Annotated in this window: 18 protein-coding genes and 1 tRNA gene; 4 read left to right on the top strand and 15 right to left on the bottom strand. The window is 57.5% G+C overall.

The features are described 5' to 3' along the window. Positions 1-36 precede the first annotated feature (36 nt). Genes ccoS through ccoN form a run of 8 tightly spaced genes read right to left on the bottom strand, consistent with a single transcriptional unit; the run spans position 37 to position 7,880 of the window. The gene (gene ccoS / locus HOC_RS12585; RefSeq protein ID WP_035539114.1) at positions 37-216 is read right to left on the bottom strand and encodes a cbb3-type cytochrome oxidase assembly protein CcoS; all 180 of its coding nucleotides are present in this window, start codon (positions 214-216) and stop codon (positions 37-39) included. Then, entirely contained in the window at positions 216-2,429 is a 2,214-nt protein-coding gene (locus tag HOC_RS12590) for a heavy metal translocating P-type ATPase (protein WP_035539117.1), read from the bottom strand. The genes ccoS and HOC_RS12590 overlap by 1 nt, the downstream gene beginning before the upstream one ends. Next, positions 2,426-2,947, bottom strand: coding sequence for a FixH family protein (locus HOC_RS21275; RefSeq protein WP_084146297.1), 522 nt, complete (start codon positions 2,945-2,947; stop codon positions 2,426-2,428). Before HOC_RS21275 ends, HOC_RS12590 begins: the two co-directional genes overlap by 4 nt. Continuing rightward, positions 2,944-4,404: a cytochrome c oxidase accessory protein CcoG gene (gene ccoG / locus HOC_RS12600; protein ID WP_035539120.1), complete on the bottom strand. Its 1,461-nt coding sequence runs from the start codon at positions 4,402-4,404 to the stop codon at positions 2,944-2,946. Before ccoG ends, HOC_RS21275 begins: the two co-directional genes overlap by 4 nt. 8 nt (positions 4,405-4,412) lie before the next feature. After that, positions 4,413-5,300 (bottom strand): cytochrome-c oxidase, cbb3-type subunit III, encoded by an 888-nt coding sequence (ccoP, locus tag HOC_RS12605; RefSeq protein ID WP_035539123.1) that lies wholly within the window; start codon positions 5,298-5,300, stop codon positions 4,413-4,415. Beyond that, the gene (locus HOC_RS12610) at positions 5,293-5,454 is read right to left on the bottom strand and encodes a cbb3-type cytochrome c oxidase subunit 3 (RefSeq protein ID WP_035539124.1); all 162 of its coding nucleotides are present in this window, start codon (positions 5,452-5,454) and stop codon (positions 5,293-5,295) included. Before HOC_RS12610 ends, ccoP begins: the two co-directional genes overlap by 8 nt. Before the next feature lie 9 nt (positions 5,455-5,463). Further along, entirely contained in the window at positions 5,464-6,231 is a 768-nt protein-coding gene (ccoO, locus tag HOC_RS12615) for a cytochrome-c oxidase, cbb3-type subunit II (protein WP_035539128.1), read from the bottom strand. 11 nt (positions 6,232-6,242) lie between these two features. Then, the gene (ccoN, locus tag HOC_RS12620; protein WP_035539129.1) at positions 6,243-7,880 is read right to left on the bottom strand and encodes a cytochrome-c oxidase, cbb3-type subunit I; all 1,638 of its coding nucleotides are present in this window, start codon (positions 7,878-7,880) and stop codon (positions 6,243-6,245) included. 510 nt (positions 7,881-8,390) lie between these two features. Between ccoN and HOC_RS12625 the strand changes: the two genes are divergently transcribed. From HOC_RS12625 to HOC_RS12635, 3 genes are all read left to right on the top strand, one after another. After that, positions 8,391-9,560 (top strand): sensor histidine kinase, encoded by a 1,170-nt coding sequence (locus HOC_RS12625; protein WP_035539131.1) that lies wholly within the window; start codon positions 8,391-8,393, stop codon positions 9,558-9,560. Then, positions 9,557-10,189, top strand: coding sequence for a response regulator transcription factor (locus tag HOC_RS12630; protein ID WP_035539132.1), 633 nt, complete (start codon positions 9,557-9,559; stop codon positions 10,187-10,189). The genes HOC_RS12625 and HOC_RS12630 overlap by 4 nt, the downstream gene beginning before the upstream one ends. 72 nt (positions 10,190-10,261) lie before the next feature. After that, a complete protein-coding gene (locus HOC_RS12635) occupies positions 10,262-10,648 on the top strand; it encodes a response regulator transcription factor (protein WP_051624837.1) in 387 nt (128 codons plus the stop codon). A 242-nt stretch (positions 10,649-10,890) separates the two neighbouring features. On the opposite strand, the gene HOC_RS12640 is transcribed toward HOC_RS12635, so the two are convergent. From HOC_RS12640 to HOC_RS21280, 6 genes are all read right to left on the bottom strand, one after another. Further along, the gene (locus tag HOC_RS12640) at positions 10,891-11,700 is read right to left on the bottom strand and encodes an MBL fold metallo-hydrolase (RefSeq protein WP_035539135.1); all 810 of its coding nucleotides are present in this window, start codon (positions 11,698-11,700) and stop codon (positions 10,891-10,893) included. After that, the gene (locus HOC_RS12645) at positions 11,697-12,470 is read right to left on the bottom strand and encodes a TatD family hydrolase (protein WP_035539137.1); all 774 of its coding nucleotides are present in this window, start codon (positions 12,468-12,470) and stop codon (positions 11,697-11,699) included. Before HOC_RS12645 ends, HOC_RS12640 begins: the two co-directional genes overlap by 4 nt. A 10-nt stretch (positions 12,471-12,480) precedes the next feature. Then, the gene (locus HOC_RS12650; RefSeq protein WP_051624838.1) at positions 12,481-13,416 is read right to left on the bottom strand and encodes a hypothetical protein; all 936 of its coding nucleotides are present in this window, start codon (positions 13,414-13,416) and stop codon (positions 12,481-12,483) included. After that, on the bottom strand, positions 13,413-14,060 hold the full coding sequence (gene tmk / locus HOC_RS12655; protein ID WP_241767009.1) for a dTMP kinase: 648 nt from the start codon (positions 14,058-14,060) through the stop codon (positions 13,413-13,415). The genes HOC_RS12650 and tmk overlap by 4 nt, the downstream gene beginning before the upstream one ends. A 4-nt stretch (positions 14,061-14,064) precedes the next feature. Next, complete coding sequence (locus HOC_RS12660) at positions 14,065-15,216, bottom strand: D-alanyl-D-alanine carboxypeptidase family protein (RefSeq protein WP_035539142.1); 1,152 nt, start codon at positions 15,214-15,216, stop codon at positions 14,065-14,067. Between the two features lie 119 nt (positions 15,217-15,335). Then, entirely contained in the window at positions 15,336-16,568 is a 1,233-nt protein-coding gene (locus HOC_RS21280) for an SPOR domain-containing protein (RefSeq protein ID WP_051624839.1), read from the bottom strand. A gap of 240 nt (positions 16,569-16,808) precedes the next feature. On the opposite strand from HOC_RS21280, the gene HOC_RS12670 reads away from it, so the two are divergent. After that, positions 16,809-16,898 (top strand) — tRNA-Ser (locus HOC_RS12670). Positions 16,899-17,021: 123 nt separating this feature from the next. Here HOC_RS12670 and HOC_RS22405 read toward each other — a convergent pair. Next, positions 17,022-17,378 (bottom strand): hypothetical protein (locus HOC_RS22405; RefSeq protein WP_162174841.1); only part of this gene is annotated, 357 nt, incomplete at its 5' end.

Raw genomic sequence — 17,378 nt, forward strand, 5'->3', positions numbered from 1 at the left:
CTGACGAGAGCGGCTCCGCAGTGTGCCAGGAACGCGCTACTTCTCAAGGCCTTGCTCTCCATTGTCGGGCAGAGGGCGATCCTCGTCCACGAGTATGCGGTTCGCGGCACCATCCGGATCGTCAAACTGCCCCGAGCGGGCCGCCCAGAGGAATGCAACAAGCCCCACAAGCCCCATGCCCAAAGCAATTGGTATAAGGAATATCAATCCTGCCATCAGAGGGTCTCCCGCATCGCATTGAGTCGAAGGGCATTCAGCGAAACAAGAATGGAGGAGGCAGACATCGCCACGGCTGCCACCAGTGGAGTTGCATGTCCGGTAATCGCGATAGGCACTGCGATAACATTGTAGGCTGCCGCAAATGCGAAGTTCTCGATCATGACCGAGCGCGCCTGTTTTGCCACACTTATAAGGCGGGGGAGGGCGGCTAGACCGCCGGAGTAGATGGCATCACTCGCAGACTGGCTGACATCCATTGCACCCCCAGGTGCCAAAGAAGCATGGGCCAGAGCCAAGGCGCCAGCATCATTCAGGCCATCGCCTACCATGAGGACTTTATGACCTTGCGCTTGGAGCTCTTCCAGTCGATTGACCTTGTCACGTGGGGAAGCTGCAGCTGACCAATGATCGACTTTCAAAGTCTGCGCGACACTCTCGACAGTTTCAGAGCGGTCGCCTGAAACGATCTCTACTCCGTAACCGGCTTTCTGAAGGCGGCCGATCGTTGTGGCTACGTCGTTCAGGACGTGATCCTGGAATTGGAAGTGGACGGGTGTTTTACCTGCCTGTGAGAACCACAGTGAGCTGCGATCACTTTGCCCGGAATCCACGCTGACCCATTCAGCTGAGCCCAGCCGGGCAGGCGCGCCGTGAACAATTCCTTCCAGCCCCAACCCCGCAAACTCGCGCGCGTCCGACGCGACCGGTCCAGCCCCGGCTGCTTCGACGATGGCACGCGAAAGAGGGTGCCGGCTCGCACGGGCAAGCTCCGCTGCGGCTTGAAGAGCCTCCGGCGAAATCTGGCCGGATAATTTGGGCGTTCCAAGCGTTAGCGTGCCGGTCTTGTCGAATATGATGTAGTCACATTGGGCGATCCGCTCGAGCGCATCGCCGGATTTGAGGAACGTGCCGGAACGGAAAAGCCGGCCCGCCGCGACGACTTGCGTCACAGGGGCCGCGAGTGCCAGGGCGCAGGGGCACGTAATGATGAGCGTCGAGACGCCAATGAGAAGCGCCTCATTCACACCCATGCCCGCGAGCAACCAACCGATGAAGGCGAGCAGGGCTGACGTGTGAACAAATGGGACGTAGAGCGAGACTGCCCGGTCGGCGATACGCCGATAGGTCGAACGGCGCTGTTCGCCAGCTTCAAGCATGCGGGCAATGTCGGCAAGGAGAGAGTCGCTCGCCGCCGCTAGTGCCGTCCCGGTCAGAGGCTGTGACAAGTTCACTGTGCCCGCCAAAAGGTGCATTCCCGGTATTGCCCTGCGCGCAAGGCTTTCACCTGTGACGAGGCTTTCATCAATGTCGGATATGCCTCGATCGATCTGTATGTCGACGACGGCGCGCTCACCGGGTGCTAGTAATATCTGGTCACCGGGGCTGATCTCACTTGCGCGAACGGAACTTGCTTTCCCGTTCGGACCCAACCGCATTACCGTGCGATGCGCCATCGCAGCCAGATCGCGCGCTGAGGCGTGGGCTTTACGGCGCACCCTTGCATCAAGGAACCGACCGATGAGCAGAAAGAACAGTAGCATGACAGACGCGTCGAAATAAGCGTCCGCTCCGCCGCGCAAAGTCTCGGAAACACTCACACAGAATGCGATCACAAGCGCCAGGGAGATAGGGACATCCATATTGGCGTGACCGCGTTTCAGCACATTCCAAGCTGAAACGAAAAACACACGCCCTGAAAAAATGATGGCCGGTAGGGCAATGACGCCCGATATACCGTGCAGCATCGTCCGGGTTGTTTCACCCATTTCTCCCACGCCGGCCCATATGGAGACTGACAGGAGCATGATGTTGGCCATAGCAAAGCCTGCAACACCGAGCGCAATCAGCAGGCTGCGCTCTTCGCGCTGCTCATCGGAGGCGCCTTGGTCCTGATCGCGCGGGGAAACTCCGTAGCCAAGCTCAGCCACTGCGGCGACTATTATGGGCGCCTTTAGGCTTCCACGCCATCCCACTTCAAGATCTCCGGTAGAGAGGTTGAGACGGGCACTTTCCATGCCCGGCAGGGTTTTGACCGCACTTTCTATCCGGTTGATGCAGGCTCCGCACTTTGCACCTCGGACAGTGAGGCTCAATCGGTTTTGGCCGTCAACGCGACGGACAAAAGCCGATGGATCAGACAGGCTCGGAGCTTCAGATGGCGCCAGTCCGCTAGGGCATCCTGCAACCATATTGGTATCCAAAAGGCTCATTTCAGAATGATCTTCTTGACTGCTTGGAAAGGAACTTCCGCATCGCCATCATGTATGTTGGTATCGATGATGACGTGCCATGCACCCTCCGCGAGCAATGGAAGGGAAGCTTGATACTCACCCCCACCAACTGGGGCCAGTGTGAGCACTATGTCGCTGTTCTGCGTCGCGGCGCGTCGCATTTCGGCTGTTACCGGACCGGCGGCCAAGGCGCTGCCGTCAGGCCCCAGAATACGGCAGATCAGCACATCGCCGTCATCGTCTGTGAGGAGACCCACCTCACTGCGCCAGCCCATCTTTTCCTGATATGCCTGTGCAGATAGCCTGTCATTGAAATGAATGCCCTGCAGATAAGAGTGATGCACATCCTCACCAGGAAATGACGTAATGGCAGCCCACAGAAACACGCCATTTACCACGAACATCAGGCCAAAGAATCCCATCATCCAGAATAGGACATGGTGGCCTTTCATAATCTTCGAAGGTTTGTTCATTGTGGGTGAAAGAATAGCCATCATTTTGCTCCTGCGGTGACAAAGGCGGCGGTGCTTGTATGTGTTTCGCCCGTTTCTGGGTCCTGAATCGTAATAACGAGGGACGTGCGGTGTGGGCGTTCGGTCGGTGGAGCTGTGACCAACATGCGGAAGCGGTCGACGCCGTATTGCTCAAGCGGCAGCTGCACTTCCATGCCATTTTCAGGTTGAGCCAAGCCAATGATCTGCAATTGCGCGCCGTCCAAACCTGATATGGAAATTTCGGCATTACGTGCGATAGTTGCCTTGTTGACGATTTTTAGCGTGTAGCCATTGCGCACACTGCCATCTGCCAATTGCACGAACGGTGGTGAGCGGTCTTTGAGGACGCTCACCTGAAAAGTCGGCTTCTGGGCCAGGCCGACAAGTATAAGTGCGCTAATTGCGATCATCAGAACACCATAGAGAATGGTACGTGCCCGAAGCAGCTTGTATTTGGGCGTGCCGCCAGCTGCACGGGTAGCGACGGCCACGTCAGTGTCATAGGCGATCAACCCGGTCGGCCGATCCACGCGTTTCATTATGTCGTCGCATGCATCAATACAAAGTGCGCAATGGATGCATTCCAGCTGTGCGCCGTCACGTATGTCGATACCCATCGGGCATACCTGTACGCATTGCTTGCAATCGATACAGTCGCCGCGTCCCTCAAACCCTTGGTCTTTGTGGAGGGCGCCGCGTGGTTCACCCCGGTCGTAGCGATAAGTCACGTTCAGCGCGTAATCATCTGTCAGGGCGCCCTGAATGCGCGGCCACGGGCACATATAGGTGCACACCTGCTCGCGCATCCAGCCCGCGAGAAAATAGGTCGTGAATGTCAGGATGCCCGCGAAGAAATAAGCCGTAAGCGGCGCCTCGCCCTTGAAGAATGTCCGCGCGATCGTCGGTGCATCATGCCAGTAGAGGATCAAGGCGCCGCCCGTCAGGAAGGCGATCAGAAGCCAGACAAGATGCTTGCCTATCTTCCGCGCAGCTTTGTTGAGAGTCCACGGCGCCTTGTCCAGCCGCATACGCGCTGCCCGGTCTCCCTCGAATGCGCGCTCCACCCAGATATATAGATCGGTCCACACAGTCTGTGGGCACGTATAACCACACCATGCCCGCCCAATCAGCGAGGTGACAAGGAAAAGCCCCAAGGCCGCAAGGATGAGCAGACCAGCGAGATAATAGATCTCCTGCGGCCATATTTCGATGAAGAAAAAATAGAATTTCTCGCCTGCAAAGTCCGCCAGTACTGCCTGATCCGGAATACCCTCGCCGCGTTGCCAGCGTATCCATGGCAAAGCGTAATAGATGCCAAGCGTACAAGCCATGACGATCCACTTCACCATCCGGAACTTGCCGTGCGCAAGTTTCGGATAGATCTGCTTGCGCCCTTCATAAAGCGAAGGCGGTTGCTGTCCCTTGTTCGCAGGTTTGGCCGTGTTCGAGATCAGGTTCATGATGAAACCTATTCACCCCCGCCAAGCGAGTGGACATAAACTGCGAGTGCCTTGACCGTTGGGTCATCCAGTCGGCCCTGCCATGCAGGCATGTGCGCATTCCGGGCATTTGTGACCGTAGCGCGAATATCTGCCGGCTCGCCCCCGAACAGCCATTCCGCATCGGTCAGGTTTGGCGCGCCGACCAAGCGGCTGCCTTTGGCATCTGCGCCGTGGCAGGACACACATTGCGAAGCGAACAGCACTGATCCACGAGCAGCCGAGTCCGCATTCGACTGACGGTCCGAGAAGCTGAGTACATGCTGTACTAGGTCATCGATCTGTGTGGAGGTCAGCAAATTATCGCGGCCGAATGCAGGCATCGCAGACATACGTGTCAGATCATCTGAATCGTGTCTAATACCGTGACGTATGGTTTGCTCGATCCCGTCGAGCGTCCCGTCCCACAGCCACACATCGTCCGCGAGCATGGGATAGCCCTTTGCTCCCCGGCCACCTGAGCCGTGGCAGGTCGCGCAATTGTCGCCAAATGCGCTCTCGCCCATCGCCATAGCGAACTGTTGCAGGTTCAGATCATTCTGAATCTCCACCAGTGAAGCACTCATCAGCTTCTGAGAAGCCACACCGCGCTCCGTGCGCATGGCCGACACTTCTTTCGTCACTTCAGCGCGGTCCGATTTTCCGAGCAGGCCGGGCGTGTTTGTCCCACCGAGACCCGGCAGGGCAGGCCACGCCGGCATCAGGATCATATAGATGACCGCCCAGAAAATGGTCGCGTACCACACAATCAACCACCAGCGGGGAAGTGGATTGTTCAGCTCCTTGATGCCGTCCCAGGAATGGCCGGTTGTTTCGACGCCGCTGTGCGGATCATATTCTGTGTTTTCGTCACTCATCGCCGGGATCCTTGTCTTCGAGCGGCAGGTAGGCTGCTTCACGGAATTTCGTTTTGTTGGTTGGCCAGAGCGCATAGACGAGCGCGACGGCGAACATCGCGACAAACAGGGCAAGACCCCAGGTTTGAGCGAAATGGGAAAGTGTCTCGTACATCTCTTGCTCCTAGCGCCGATTGCTTAGGTCGTCGGCTTCATAGGTCGAGAAGTCGACAAGCGTGCCAGTCATCTGCAGATAGGCGATCACGGCATCCATCTCGGTAATGCGCGTGCGATCGCTATCGAAGTCACCGATGGTGATGGTGCCTTTGCGACCGGATGCTTCTTCGTACCGTGCCACAAGTGCGTCCTGGCTATCATAGTCAGCATCAGGGTCGACTTGTGCGATGAGGTCGGTCTTCGCGTTCTCGATCATGTCGTCGGTATACGGCACGCCTTCAAAGCGGAGTGTCTTCAGATGATCTGCGATATCATCGAAATGAAGCGTATTGTCCGACAGGAATGCATAGGGCGGCATGATGGATTCCGGCACCACCGACCGTGGATTGGTCATGTGGTCGAGGTGCCACTCGTTCGAGTATTTGCGGCCCACGCGGGCAAGGTCCGGGCCGGTCCGCTTCGAGCCCCATTGGAAGGGGTGATCGTACATGCTTTCCGCAGCTAGCGAATAGTGCCCGTAACGTTCGACTTCGTCTCGCAGCGGCCGCACCATCTGGGAGTGGCACGTATAGCAGCCCTCCCGTATATAAATGTTGCGACCTGCCAGTTCGAGCGGCGTGTAGGGCCGCATGCCCTGCACCTTCTCGATCGTATTCTCAAGATAGAACAAGGGTGCGATTTCGACGAGGCCACCTATGGCGACCACGACGAGGATACCAACGGTCAGGAGCAGAGAGTGGCGCTCAAGAGCCTGGTGTTTCTGGAAAAGTCCCATGTGTCCGGCTCCTATTCGGCAGGCTGAAGGGCTGGCGTACGGTTGGGCTCGGTGACGGCGACATCTGCCGCCTCACCATGTCCCAGCGCCGTGCGCACAAGGTTGTAGGCCATGATGAGGGCACCGGTCAGATACAGGCCTCCGCCCACGGTACGGATCATGTAATTGATGTGCTTGGCATCAACGGTCTCGATGAAGCTGTATTCAAGGAATCCGTATTCGTTATACGCGCGCCACATCAGGCCTTCGATGATGCCTGCAAAATAGAGGGCGACGATGTAGAACACGATGCCGATCGTCGCGAGCCAGAAGTGCCATTCGACCAGCGATTTCGAATACAGGGCAGGGCGTTTCCACAGCCATTGTGTGAGGCAGTAGAGCGCGCCGAAGGAGATGAACCCGACCCAGCCCAGTGATCCGGAGTGGACGTGCGCAATGCCCCATTCTGTATAGTGCGACAGCGCATTCACAGCGCGAACACTCATCAGCGGACCTTCAAAGGTCGACATGCCATAGAAGGCCAGAGACACGACCATCATGCGGACAACAGGATCCGTACGGAGTTTGTCCCAAGCGCCCGACAGCGTCATGACGCCGTTGATCATACCGCCCCAGCTCGGCATCCAGAGCATGATAGAGAAGGTCATGCCCAGCGTCTGCGCCCATTGGGGCAACGCTGTGTAGTGCAGATGGTGAGGGCCAGCCCAGATGTAGATAAAGATCAGTGACCAGAAGTGTACGATTGAAAGACGGTAGGAATAGACTGGCCGCTGCGCCCGCTTCGGGATGAAGTAGTACATGATGGCCAGGAAGCCGGTCGTCAGGAAGAAGCCGACCGCGTTGTGGCCATACCACCACTGGGTCAGTGCATCCTGCACGCCTGAGAACAGTTGGTAGCTCTTAGAGCCAGACAGGTTCACCGGAATCGACAGGTTGTTCACGATATGAAGCATCGCAATGGTGACGATGAAGGAGAGATAAAACCAGTTGGCCACATAGATATGCGGCTCTTTGCGCTTCCACAGCGTGCCAAGGAAGACGAGCAGGTACGCTACCCAGACAATTGTCAGCCAGAGGTCTGCATACCATTCAGGCTCTGCATATTCCTTCGACTGGGTCACACCCATCAGATAGCCGGTGCCGGCGATAACGATAAACAGGTTGTAGCCCCAGAAGACGAACCAGGGCCAAAGTCCGCCTGCAATCCGCGTGCGGCTGGTGCGCTGGACGACATAAAAGCTGGTTGCGATCAGCACGTTGCCGCCGAAGGCGAAGATCACCGCCGATGTGTGCAATGGGCGCAGGCGGCCGAAATTAGTCCAGCCAAGGTCTGGAAAGTAAAAGATGTTCGGCCAGGTCAGCTGCAGGGCGATAATTACGCCGACAAGAAAACCGGCAATCCCCCAGAACATGGCGGCTGCGACGCCGAACTTAACGATGGTGTCTTCATAGAAAGACTCATCGAATGGATTTCTACCCGTTAGTCCGCCCGCCCATATGCCGATAGACAGCAAGGCAAAGGCGGTCAGGAAGAAGAATATCCAGGCATGCGCTTCCATCATTGGATCGATCGCATTCGCAGCGATCAGTAGCGATCCCAGGCATGCGATGCCAACGAGTGTCGCCACGCCGGCAATGCTGCCCGCCATTGACGACCGCGGCTTTGTGATTGTGCTCACCGAATTTGCCCCTTTTGTAGACCTGCTTCGAATTGGTCGCAAAATGCGGGGAGCCGCGCTCAGGTTGTATACGGGTTGTTACGGATGGGCCCGGCTGTCGCACCTTCGTAGGAAACAGCCACAGAGAAGGAGGACTCCATGTTCAGGATCGCGCAATTTTTGCCTGGAATCATCTTGTTGTTGGTGGGGCTCACCAAACTTTGGACGCATACTAGGTCTTTGGAGGCTTTCCTTGCTGTCCGTTGTGGACCTGAAGGCATCTCTGCGGCCGGTCATAGCTCCATTTCTTTTTGGTCCACAATGCTGCGCGGGCACTGCTGGGGGTGCCCTGTCGCCTTGACCGGTGCGGCTTTAATTGTTGCTGCAGCAATGGTCTGGGCAATGCCGCCAGCTATGCTTAAGTCGCGTATTCGCTAGGCAGGACGCGTTGCTGGCCTTAGGTAGGTCGCTAGACGCCACACGAATAGAAAAGGGAATCTGATGAGCACCGAATCACCTGATGGTGCCAAGGCTATGCCGTTGAATTCTCCTGATCTCGCGACATTACAATCCCACTTGGCCTCGATCTTGGACTCAGTGCCTGACGGCATGATCGTGATCGACGAAACAGGTCGGATCGTTGCTTTCAGCCGCGCCGCTGAAGCTCTTTTTGGTTATACAGCTGCTGAAATCATGGGTCGAAATGTTCGCGAGCTGATGGCGGGTCGCGATGAGAGCAATCACGACAAATATATCCAGAATTATCTGCAAACAGGCGAGCGGCGGATCATCGGCATCGGCAGGGTCGTCACGGCCCGGAAAGCCGACGGTACGCTTTTCACCATGGATCTGAAGATCGGCGAGGCGAAGATTGGTGATCATTGGCTTTTTACTGCATTCGTTCGCGACCTTACTGAACAGCGCAAGGCAGAGATGCGCATGCGAGAGATGCAGTCGGAACTCGTCCACTTTTCACGTCTCAGTGCCGTCGGTACGATGGCGTCGGCGCTTGCTCACGAGCTAAACCAGCCATTGACCGCCGTTGCCAACTATCTTGAGGCTGGCCGCGATCTGCTGGATCGACCCGGTGACGATTCGCGTGAAACTCTACGCGAGGCCATGGATGAGGGCGCGAAGCAGGCTGTGCGCGCTGGAGATATCGTCAGGAAACTTAGAGGATATGTTTCCCGCGGGGAAATTGATGGTCGGTCTGTTGACCTTGGGCCACTGCTGAATGATGCGACAGCACTAGCCAGGCTGTCCATGAACTCGTCCGATGTGCCGATTCTTCTAAGGGTCGCGCCGGGACTTGAGAACGTCATAGCGGATCCAATCCAGATTCAGCAGGTCGTGATCAATCTTGTGCGAAATGCACAGGAGGCGCTGACCAGGATTGCCAGCCCCCAGATATCGATTGAGGCGTCACCAGGCCCACAGGGATTCGTCAGCGTCTCCGTAATCGATAACGGGCCGGGGCTAGATCCTGAAGTGCAGTCCATGCTGTTCAAACCATTCACGACATCGAAATCCGGAGGCATGGGGCTAGGCCTGTCCATCTGCCAGACAATCGTCGAGGCCCACGGCGGCACCATCTCCGCTGAAAATGTTCCTGGCGGCGGCACGTGTTTCAGGTTCACACTTCGTGTTGATCCGGCTATTCATGCATCATGAGCGACCAGAGACTGATACACCTTGTCGATGACGACGAAGCCGTGCGCCATTCGGCCAGCTTCATGCTGCGTCATGCGGGATTTGCGGTAAAAACGTATCAGGATGGCGTGACATTCCTCGAAACGGCCCAAGAGGCTCTTCCTGGCTGCATTCTGCTAGACGTCCAGATGCCCCACATGGATGGTCTTGAGGTTCAGGAGCACCTCAACAAGCTTGGTGTCGCACTTCCTGTGATTGTGCTCACAGGCCACGGGGATGTCGAGGTAGCTGTGCGGGCAATGAAGGCTGGCGCTGTCGATTTCGTCGAAAAACCATATGAAAAACAGTCGCTTGTGGGTGCCCTTGAGCGCGCCTTCGAGCGTCTGGAAGCGCGTAATTTCCAAGATGTGATGATGGACGAGGCGAAAGGCCGCGTCGAGCGCCTTACGCCTCGAGAGCGGGACGTTCTGGTGGGCCTCGTTGACGGGCTGACAAACAAGATGATCGCTGAATCGCTCGATATCTCGCCCCGCACGGTCGAGATACATCGCGCCAATCTTATGGAAAAGCTCGACGCGACAAGCCTTTCCGCTGTTTTGCGTATCGCCTTCGCTGCAGGCATTGGCCTCGATACGGCGCACGAAGCGTAGGGGCTTTTACTTAAAGACGACGCGGTGATGCTGAGCCATCCTTGAGAATAACCGGCTCTCAAAAGGAACAGCATGTCGCAATCCGCAGAGACAGAGACGCAGTTCTGGATTGCTGTTGTCGATGACAATGAGCCGGTTTGCCGCTCGCTTTCACTTCTGCTGCGATCAAAGGGCTATGGCGTAACGGCATTCGCCAACGGACTGGCCTTTCTTGAAAGGGAGCAGGCGCAGGTTTTCAATTGCATCCTGATCGACTTCAAGATGTCGCATCATGACGGTTTCGCGTTATTGCAGGAGCTGCGCGCTGGTGGCGATGACACACCAGCCATCATGATAACGGGCTGGCAATCGCCCGACCTCCTGCGGCAGGCTCTGCAGGCAGGCTTTGAGGATCTCATCTACAAGCCGATGCTGGACGACACGCTACTGGCCGCGATTGATCGTGTGCTGCTTGTTTGAGTCTTTCAGCGATGTTCAGCAGAGAAGGGGGAAGGGATACGCTTGCGCGGACGAGGATTAACAAGTTCCTAATCTGCTCATGTGGGAACGGCGCTGGCGAAGTCCGCTTGAGCTTAGGACAGCATGTGCGCGCAATGTATGCGACTTGAAAATCGAACTGATCAGCAATCCGTGTGGTCATGGAAGGTCTCAACCCTTGAGTCGCATAATCATCATTATGGGAAATTACAACATGCGGGTTGTCAGGCGCTGAACGGGATTTCCATGCCGTCGTAGCCTGGCTCCACGCCCACAGGCAGCTCCCTCTGCAGCGTCTTGTAGTCCAGATCCACATGCATGTTGGTCAGCACCGACCGCGCAGGTTTCAGCTCGGCAATCCAACCAAGCGCCTTCTCCAGATTGGCGTGTGATGGATGCGGCGTGTAGCGCAGCGCGTCGACGACCAGCACATCCAGTCCACTCAAATGCTCCAGGCTCTCCTCAGGCAACTCGTTTACATCGTTGCAGTAAGCGAGTCCGCCAATCCGGAAACCGCAACACCGGATCCGCCCGTGCTCCATGTCGACCGGCAAGAGCGTTATGTCTCCGCCAGCGCCGCTGATTGTAAATGGCTGGTAAGGAATGATGTCCGGCATTGTCTGCAGGATCGGTGGATATCCGCCCATACCCTCGAAGCAATATTGGAACCGGGTGGCAAGCGACTGGCGGGTCACCGCATCCATATGGGTCGGTATGGGCTTACGCATCATGTTCACGAGCGCTCTGACATCGTCGATCCCGTGCGTCTGGTCTGCATGGTCATGCGTATAGACCAGTGCATCGAGTGCGCGGACATTGGCCGCGAGCAATTGCTCGCGCAGGTCAGGTGACGTATCGATCAGGACGCGCGTCATCGCGCCGTTAGTGCCCATTCTGTCAAGCAGAGCCGAACAGCGCATGCGCCGATTACGGACCTCGTTCGGATCGCAGATACCCCAGTCTCCACCGACGCGCGGCACACCGCCGGACGAACCGGTGCCCAGCAAGGTCAGCCGATGGTCCAATCCGCTCATGCGTCGACTTTCGCAAACAAACGCCGCGCATTGTCCTCAGTAGTCGCTTTCACCGCGTCCACCTCGAGGCCTTTGAGCTTAGCAAGCGCTTCTGCCACGTGCTGCAGATAGGCTGGTTCGTTGCGGCGTCCCCGCATCGGCATCGGCGCAAGATACGGACAATCTGTCTCCAGGATCAGGCGCTCCATTGGCACGTCAGCAATCACGTCTCTCACTTCACTCGCGCTCTTGAATGAGAGAATACCTGAAACAGATACAAACGCTTCCAGTGCCAGTGCGCGCTGCGCAAGCCGTGCACCGCCCGTGTAGCAGTGCAGCAGCGGTACAAATGGCGACACCGCGTATTCCTCTTCGAGCATGTCGCCCATCAGATCGTCGGCTTCCCGCGTATGCAGGATGAGCGGCAGGCCGGATTGCCGCGCTGCCTCGATATGTTTGCGCAGGCTGGCGATCTGGGCATCCTCAGCGCTGTAGCCGTAATGGAAATCCAGACCTGTCTCGCCAATCGCCACGACGTCCTTACGTGTTGCGGCTTCAACCAGCTGGTCGACTGTCAGGTCGGGAAAGTCCTTGGAGTGATGCGGATGGACACCTACCGAGCACCAGATGTCATCATTCGCTGATGCAATCGCATGGACCGCTTCGAAATTGTCCAATCGGTCACAGATCGCCAGGAACCGGCTCACGCCTGCTGCGCGAGCGCGCGTAAGGACTTCATCGAGGTCCTCGGCGAATACATCGCCGTGCAGGTTCACATGTGTATCGAACATGGGAGATGCCTTAACCTTGCCCAACCACAGAATAAAGGCCCGCGATCACCTTGGCGGCCGTCTGCGATGCCTCCATGTTGAGTTCATCCGCTTCACCGAGCAAACGCGATGTTCTGAGCCACGCATCGGCGGCGGCCGGATTATCATCGGCCTTGTCTGCCAGCCACCCCAACACTTCAGCGCTGAACGCTTCCATGGCCACCGCGTCGGCATTCGCTGTCTGGAGCGCAGCCGTCAGCAGCGCGTCATTCGGTTTCGGCATGCCGCGCAGCAGGGCCCGGGCCGCATTGGCCGCCTGCAGGCCTGCCGGGCTGGACAAGCGAATGCCCAAGCCCGGACGGCCGCGCGCGAGGCCCAAGGACTCCTTCGGCGCATCTACGGCCTTAAGCACAGCCGCCGTGTCCTCGTCGGACAATCGCTTCAGGCGCAATGTGCGGCAGCGCGAGCGAATGGTCGGGAGAATGGGTTTCGAGCCGTGATTGATCAGGAACATGATGCTGGAGGCGGGTGGTTCCTCCAGCGTCTTGAGTAGCGCGTTGGCGCCGTTCCGGTTCACCTCGTCCAGCGCATCAATGATCCCCACGCGCCACCCGCCCATGGCGGGGCGCAGCGTAAAGAAATGGTTCAGGTCGCGGATCTGGTCGACAGTGATATCCTGCCGGGGCTTGCCCTTGTCATTGAGTTCAATCTGGACGGTACGCTGGTCCGGATGGCCGCCTGCTAGGTAGGCCTGCATCACTGGATCATCCTGTGGCGCATCGAGCGGGCTGTTTGCGGGCCCGCGTGCGCCCAGCATATACGCCGCCAGTCGCATGGCGAGCCGTGTCTTGCCAATACCGGCCGGGCCTTCGATCAGCCAAGCATGATGCAGCTTGCCACTTTCATTCGCTGAGATAAACGCCGTTTCAGCGTCCTTGTGGCCAATAAGGGGTAAGGCCGCGCTCATGGCGCGCTCGCACGTTGCGCCGACAACAGAGCTTTAATTTCTTGCCAAGCACCCTCTGCGACCTGCTCAGCCGTTTGGCCGGCATCTATCAGGCGGCACCTGGCTGGATCCGACTGTGCAAGCGTCTGGAAAGCGCTGCGGACCGCTTCATGGAACGTCGACGGCCGAGCTTCAAACGCGTCGGTTTGTGCTCCCCGGCTCGTGCGGCGGGCGTCGGTTGCGCTTTTCGGCGCATCAAGCACAAGCGTAAGATCCGGCCGCGTATCTGCTATCACGGCGGCTTCGATCTTCAGCAGTATATCCTTGGCGACGCCGCCTTTGACACTCTGGTATACCAGCGTCGAATCGGAAAATCGGTCCGAGATCACCCATTTCCCATTCGTCAGCGCCGGACGGATCAGCTTGTCGAGATGATCACTCCTGGCCGCATTCATCAGCAAGGCTTCGGACATCGACGACCAGCCGTCGTTTTCAGGCGGACGCAAGGCCAGCTCGCGAATGCGCTCAGCCAGCGGCGTGCCGCCGGGTTCACGTGTCGTGACAACGTCTATGCCCATGCCCCGCAACCGCTCAGCAAGCGCCATCTGTAACGTGGATTTGCCAACGCCTTCGCCGCCCTCAAGGGTGATAAAGCGTCCGGTCAACCTATCAGCCACCATTGCCAGAAATGAGTGCACTCAGGCCGGCAATGGCTTTTCCGAAGAAACCGATCTTGTTCACATCAGCCTCTGCGATGATCGGCGCTTCAACCGGCGCGCGGCCTTCCAGCGTCACGACGAGGCGGCCCACGCGGTCGCCCTTTTTCACGGGCGCCTCCAGTGCCTTGTCGAGTACGATCTCGGTCTTCGCATTTTCGAACGCAGCCTTGTGCCCGGCGATCAGCATGGGCTCGGCCAGCGATACCGGCACCAGGCCCTGTTGGCCCAGCCACACCTTTTGCTCCGGCAGCGAGACGCTTTCAGGAGCGATCGTCTTCAATTCGAAGCTCTGGAAGGCCAGACGCAACATGCGCTCAGCTTCCGAAGCGCGTGCGGCCATCGTCTCCATTCCATTGATGACAATTGTGCGCCGGACGCCGTCACGCTCGGCCGAGCCTGTAAGGCCATAACCCGACGCCTCGAGATGTCCGGTCTTCACGCCATCAGCGCCTTCAATGCCGAGCAGTGGATTGCGGTTCGGCTGGGTGTACTCGCGCCAGCTATACGAGGGCAGGCTGTACCATTTGTAGTATTCGGGGAAGTCATCCACGGTCATCTTGGCCAGAAGCGCAAGGTCTTCCGCCGAAATGACGTGTCCGACAGCTTCAAGACCTGTCGAGTTGAGGAAGTTCGCCGATTTCAGGCCTTTCTCATGGGCGAGATCCGTCATCCTTCGTGCGAAAGCTTCTTCTGATCCTGAAATGCCTTCGGCCAGCACGATGCATGCATCATTGCCGGACATGATTATCACTCCATGAAGCAATTCCTCAATGGTGGGCGTGTCCTTGGGAACCAGCCCCATGGTGGATGTACCGGAAGGGAACCCGCCGCGACGCCAGGCGTCCGCGCTGACCGTCAAACGGTCCGTCATCTTCAACTCGCCGCGCTTGATCATGTCGAACACCAGATAGGCAGTCATCATCTTGGTCATCGAGGCGGGGATCATTGGTTCCGCGCCATCCTTGGAGTAGAGGACTTCACCGGTGGCGTTATCCAGAATGACGGCATGCGTCGCAGGTGTATCGATGATCTGCGCGGTCGCTGGAGCAACGAGCAGCGTTAGGGCGCACATCGCGGCAAGAATAGGTGATCGGCGCTTCATTGGGCGAGGGCCTCCATTGCAAAATCAGAGGGCCAAACGACATTCGGCCCTTATTCCCGTGTAATCGGGAAAAAGGGCCGGTTTGTGGTCAGCGTCAATGGGGCGTTCTGTAGCCGGGCTTAGTTATCTTCAACAATCCGGCCATTGGCGATGCCGCTATCGGCCATTTGATCGCGCGCCTGAGCCGCAGAGTCACGGGTCGGAAACGGACCAACACGCACGCGAAAGTAATCCGCGCCGTTGACCCGTGCGGGCACAATGACGACAGGCATTGAACCACCAAGGCTTGCCTCAAAGTCCTGAGCATTCCCGATGTCTGCAAAGGCACCCACTTGGACAAAGTAGTCACCCTGCCCCATCGCAACATTCACGGCCCGAGCAGGCTGCGGTGCAGAAGCATACATGACGGGTGCACTGGCTGATTGTGTCGGCTGATAGCTCGCCAGGACCAGATTATTAGGCGCTTTCTCTTGTTGCGTCGTAATCACGGCACCTGATACCGGCGCCGGCCCAAGGTAACGCACGCGTACATTTGCCCGGTCGTCCGGTCCGAATGCCAGTGCGCTTGCGGCTTGTTTGGACAGTTGAAGCATGGCGCCGTCTTCGAACGGTCCGCGATCATTAACACGAACGACAACCGCCTTCTGCGTGTCGACATTGATTACCTGCACAAGGCTCGGCAGCGGCAGCGTCGGGTGGGCCGCCGTCAGGCCTTCCTGCGCAAAGACTTCACCATTTGCAGTCGGCAGGCCGACAAACTCGTCGCCATACACAACTCCTATGCCGGTTTCATCAAAAACAGGCGTCGATGTTGGCATTGCTGAGTAGACAGCGGCAGGAGTCAGATTCATGGGGGCGGGGGTCACACTCCCCTGCCCTGCGGAAACGGCAGATGCCAGCGTAAGGGATTCCAGAGGTTCCGAGGCAACAACAGGCACTTGGCGTGTCGCCGCGATCCGATCAGCCGTCACGGACGCATCAAACGCATCGGGTGTGACTGCCGCCTCAGTGATCTCTTGCTTTTGGGACATTTGCGGTGCCTCAAGGCTCGCATAGTTGCGCGCGGTGGGCGCTGGTGCAGCCGCGACCGAAGATCCTGGATAACGGAATGCGATACGCTTACCCTCTTCTCCCGGCGCTGGCGCAGTGATGCGGGCCGGTGCGCTCAAGCGGGGCTGGCGCGATGCGGGCATAGGCGCGGACTGACCCGTCTGCGGCGCCTGTCCTGCATATACGATTGGTGCAGGGTTGTTCTTACCGGCATATGCGGGTGACGCGACTGCGAGTGCAACGGCACTGGCGATCAGAGCGCTTGTGAGTTTTGTGGCGTGAACCTGTGTCTGGAAACGCATTGCGTTAATTCTACCTCGTTCTGCGGTCACGAAATGGACTGTTCTTCCATTTCTAAGCGGCTGTTCTGCCGCGTTCAGTGATCATGGTTACCAGATCGAGGTGGATGCCCGATGAACCGGGAATGTCGGTTTCGTCAGATTGGGCAATATATCATTAATAGGTTTGGTCGGCATCAACGCGCTCCGGGGCGCATATCAGGACTTGCAAAGCCCCAGCCGATATTCCAAACACGCGTCGCCGGAGGAGTGGCAGAGTGGTTGAATGCGGCGGTCTTGAAAACCGTTGAGCCTTCGCGGGCTCCGGGGGTTCGAATCCCTCCTCCTCCGCCATATTATGGCCTCAAACTATTGTAATATAACAACTATTTAGGTTTTTGTATTTCACGACCCCACAATTTGCCCCACATTTTGATGGGCCTTGGCGGAATCTGAAGCGTCATTTGCGGGCATGGGCTATTCCACTTCTGTGAAGTAGGAGTCCCACGGTACGGCCTTCTTTTTGGCTCGTCTGCTGAGCGCCAAAGGCTGTAGATCCTCAAGGAAGGGCTTTGCCTTAACGAGATTGCTCCGAAATGCATCAGCAGCTGAACCTAAATCTGCTTTTCCATCGTAGTATCCAAAATCAACTACGCCACCACGGGCAGCCATATCTCCTTTGAAATATACGCCTTGCGCAACCTCCTCGACATATCTTAACACCGGAGTGATTGATGTGTGGACAACGCATTTTACAGAGCCATCGGCCGTAGATTCTGCGTGAATCAGGACGTCCAGGAAAACGTAACCGTCCGGTCTGCCCGCCCTTGTGGT

This window comes from Hyphomonas oceanitis SCH89, assembly GCF_000685295.1.
Lineage (GTDB): Bacteria > Pseudomonadota > Alphaproteobacteria > Caulobacterales > Hyphomonadaceae > Hyphomonas > Hyphomonas oceanitis.